The organism is Burkholderia dolosa (assembly GCF_902499135.1).
Lineage (GTDB): Bacteria > Pseudomonadota > Gammaproteobacteria > Burkholderiales > Burkholderiaceae > Burkholderia > Burkholderia dolosa.
The window spans coordinates 1-3,595 of sequence record NZ_CABVPR010000129.1 but is presented as its reverse complement, the minus strand read 5'-3'; the positions used below and the strand labels follow the sequence as shown (position 1 = coordinate 3,595).

Genomic DNA, 3,595 nt, shown 5'->3' with positions numbered 1-3,595 from the left:
GATTTCTTCATGACAAGGTTTCTCCTGCGGCCTCGCCACTAACTTTACAGTGGGATACTTTGGAGGGGGAAGGTCAAATCACTCTCAAGAGTTGGGGACAGTTCACCACTGCTAAATGCGTGGAGCAGGTCAGCTGTACGCAAATCTACGATTTCTTGACAATTTTCCGATTCCATGTCGTTGTCGACCTCTGAAGTGACATTTTTACTTCGCAAACGTTGACAACTTTGCTTCGGTCTACCTCAACAAGACACGAAAATGGAGCGAAATCCGACTACCGCATGACCGATTATTGATAGTCAGGGAGAGCGGCGTTTGTATAGTGAGAACCTTCAGGTGACGAGGATGAAAATATGCCAGTATCGCTATCGTTGCACAGGCAGTCGGTTGGAATGCATCAAAATAATATTTATAGAAATGCAAAAACGAAAAAAACATCTTTTCGCGAAACGAATTCGGGTCACGATACTAATCTGCCAAAATATGAATTTTGCTCTCAGATTACGCATGCTGCAAAGTCCGACAAAATACCGAAAATTCCAACTTGGCAGCAGCGCTCCTTCCCACATAATCCAATCTTCACCGCCATTGGTTTCATGTTTCTTTTTAATCAAATTCAGTCGGTAAGTGCTGCTTCATCTCCAGTCGACGGTAGGGCATTGTTGGGAACTGCCGATGCCGGTCGTACTGCTAGTCCTTACTCTGCCCGCCAGACTGACCGGTCATACATGACGATAGGCGAAGATCACGCCATCTACGATCGTACGGGTTCATTTCGGGCGCCGGGCATTGATGCTACGATGGCACAAGCGAGCGACACTGGCATTATCACATATGAAAAAAAATCCCATCGCATAAATTCTGATTTTGATGCGTATGTGAAGAGCGAATCGATAATCGCGCCCAGGGAGCGTTTGATATCTGGTGGAAAAGTTCGGCAAGGTGGCGATAAGGAGATTGAATCAGCACTGCCGTCTTCCATCGATACCAAGACAGGCTCCGTTGCGCACCGTGATAACGACGACAATAACCATCGCCGCACAAAGCGAGCTGCTTTATCAGATCAGAATCCCCATATTGAGAAGCATATAGAAGAGCACTGTGCATTTGAAGATGAAATACTGTACCCTTGGGGGCCGAATGCAGGGAAGGATCTTTTATTCGAAGCCCAGCGCGCAGAGAACCCTTTCCGAATGATTTACGATAACGCGGATGTGGGCCCAACCCCCTTCCAGCGCGGCTTGGCCGACGGCCTGAATATTGTCACGGATTTCTTGACTCTCTATATAAAGAAAATAGCTGGAAGCGCGGTTGCCAATTTCAAACGCTCAGAATATTTCAAAAATAATGGCGACGAAATATGTGCTTAAAAATTCAGAAGGCTGATAATTGCAGATTTGGCGACATCGCTTGAAATAGACGGCTTGGGGGCGGTGCCTCGCGGAACCGCCAGGGGGGCAAAACCTGTCGAATTGGTTGGAGCGTCTTTCCGTGAAAAAGCTGCTCTTTACATACAAAGTCAGACCAAAAACATAAGAAAAGAAATTCTCTTTATCCTAAATAATGGCAAGGGAGCAATAAACGATAATGGTCAAAAAATATACCTTAAAGCGCTAGATAAGCCGAATGAGTTTATTACGCATCATCCTGATGCCGTAAACCCTAAGACACTGGAAAGACGGGTTGTTGTGGATCCAGAAACACTGTCGTGGCGATATGCGGACGACTTCGATGCATCGGGGCTTAATGTCGAAGTGCTCGAGGGGAAGAATCAGATAAAACTGCACGGAGACTATTATGAAGTCGTAAAAAATAGCGATCAGAATTTCGAGGCGGTCGTCAGAAAAGATGGCGGGGTAAAGGAATATGTTTCGGTCTATATGGAACCACTGTCAGGAACGTGGCATTTGCGCGTGCGTAATGGACGCCCGGCATTTAATAGTGAGCAGGCGGCAATAATTTCTCAAGCAAAAGTACAAATGGAGCCAGGATTTCGTTATGTCCCCAGAGGCAACAATAACGAAAAATACTATGGTGCCGGCAAGATATACGTGCAGGAGCAGATCGACGATTTCGGTCATTACCCGTGGGGGCGATATATTGAAATGAGTGGGGAGCTGGTTCCGGTAAGGAATGTGCAACGCGAGGCACCGGGGGTATTGTATGAGGTTTATAATTTAAACAATCCGGATAGCAAAGGATATCCGGTCGAATGGGATGGAGATCGCTGGCTGTTTGAGCGTGAAACGTCAGTTCATGTGTCAGACGAGGTGGCGTCGTCTTTAAAACACGATGCTCCTGCTCGGGACATTGAGGCAAAAAAACTTTCGTCGCCCGACGGTAATGGATTGCGATGGAGTAATGGTGGGCGGTCGTACATAAAAGCACATGATAATTTCTTTGAAGTTTCGCCATCGACGCAGAGTGATGGTCACTATATCGTGGCAGGCAGTAGAAAAATAAAGATTGAGTATAGAAAAAATCAATGGTACAAGGCTGCCACGGCCCCAGGTTTCCCCGAGCAACTCAATTATTTCCCCGGCGAGTCAGCCGTCGTGACGGCGTATTGCAACGATGGTTATGTTACCGCGTTCAAAGTTGATTCAACAAAAACGCTTACGGAAAACCTTTTCGACCACTTCAGCCCCATTGACGACGGAGAATATATTTATTGGAAAAACAGGGCATCAAACAAGCCGGATTTGTTTTCGATAAATAAAATCACTCTCGACAGAGACGGCCATAAAGCATCCATCTACTACCCGCGCGGTAAAAACCGCTGCCCCAGCCCAGACATTTTATTTAATGACGTACCAGTCAATTTTGGGCAGTCCGGGAAGATTCTTGTCTCCCCGGAAGATTATGATATTGAATTCAAATACATCAGTTCTCCATATGACATGCACGTCATGAGACAAGGGACCATACACTCATGTGGTTACACAAGCGCGGCAATGGTTGCCAAAGATCTACAGCACATCAAAAATATAAGTCCCGATGTTGTCAGTCGATATGTTAGTCTGAGAGATGAGGGGGCTTTTGGCGTTTTTTCTACTTCCCTGTCCGAGAGGATGGCTGAAGACGGCATTTCAAACAGGCTTGTTGATGTTGAGGATCCTGTGGCGTACATACAGGAAAAGATGCGTAAAAATGAATGGATGGGTATCGCGAACATCGACGGACATTTTTGCGTTGTATCAAGAGCGGACGAGAATAGTTTTTATTTGCGAGACCCTTATCAAGGAATTCTTTTTACGGATAAAATCGATAAATTAAAAGAATACGATATGGGTCGAGATATCATCGAGATTGATATTTAACGCTAAGGAAATTCTGCGTAACTCGCCTCCGGCTGTGCTTGCATTGAATCGCCGAGGCGTGGCGCAGGGACTACAACGAGAGCCGTCCTCACTCGGCTCTCAAGGAATTGGCGCCAGCTGAATTCGCTTGTCAGCTGGTGCTTTTGCCGGGTCCGATTGGACCCGAAACGCTGGAAAACTCGCTCTAGATCTGGTCCGGGTGACCTTCCCCCTCCAAAGTATCCCACTGTAAAGTTAGTGGCGAGGCCGCAGGAGAAACCTTGTCATGAAGAAAT

3 protein-coding genes and 1 pseudogene are annotated in these 3,595 nt (G+C 46.5%); all 4 read left to right on the top strand.

The window, feature by feature from the left end:
* A partial coding sequence (locus BUB20358_RS28105; protein ID WP_217456742.1) for a hypothetical protein occupies positions 1-194 on the top strand: 194 nt, incomplete at its 5' end.
* A 159-nt stretch (positions 195-353) separates the two neighbouring features.
* On the top strand, positions 354-1,370 hold the full coding sequence (locus BUB20358_RS27710) for a hypothetical protein (RefSeq protein WP_133168026.1): 1,017 nt from the start codon (positions 354-356) through the stop codon (positions 1,368-1,370).
* A 27-nt stretch (positions 1,371-1,397) separates the two neighbouring features.
* Complete coding sequence (locus tag BUB20358_RS27705; RefSeq protein WP_123806764.1) at positions 1,398-3,320, top strand: hypothetical protein; 1,923 nt, start codon at positions 1,398-1,400, stop codon at positions 3,318-3,320.
* A 56-nt stretch (positions 3,321-3,376) separates the two neighbouring features.
* Positions 3,377-3,508, top strand: a pseudogene (locus BUB20358_RS27700) (integrase core domain-containing protein); the annotation flags it as partial.
* Positions 3,509-3,595: the final 87 nt, after the last annotated feature.

Bases quoted from the DNA above. Each gene is read 5' to 3' on its own strand.
- BUB20358_RS27710 (WP_133168026.1), top strand. From the start codon at position 354: ATGCCAGTATCGCTATCGTTGCACAGGCAGTCGGTTGGAATGCATCAA.